At 44.4% G+C, this 277-nt stretch carries 1 pseudogene; it reads right to left on the bottom strand.

Annotated features, from left to right (window positions below):
- Positions 1 to 6: 6 nt before the first annotated feature.
- A pseudogene (locus MTCD1_RS19050) lies at positions 7 to 277 on the bottom strand (peptide deformylase); the annotation flags it as partial.

The raw sequence follows: 277 nt of genomic DNA, 5'->3' as shown, positions 1-277 counted from the left end.
GGATTATAGTGTAAACTCATTATTATCACGGTCTAACGCTGTTACTGTCACGCTTTCTGCGCGGGGCACAAAAGCGCGTGATTCTGGTACCGATAGGCAGCCTTCTTCAATACCTGTTGCACCGAATTTGTTGGTGAGCACTGGATTGATAAGGATTAGAGGTTCATTGCGTTTTCCTGACACATCGATAACGACAATACGTTGTAAAATATTGACTTGTACAGCGGCCAAACCAATACCTTCTTCGGCATACATGGTTTCGAGCATGTCATCGATG

The sequence above is a fragment of the Colwellia marinimaniae genome, assembly GCF_002207865.1.
GTDB lineage: Bacteria > Pseudomonadota > Gammaproteobacteria > Enterobacterales > Alteromonadaceae > Colwellia > Colwellia marinimaniae.
The sequence above is the reverse complement of the archived record's forward strand: the minus strand, read 5'-3'. Positions and strand labels throughout refer to the sequence as shown.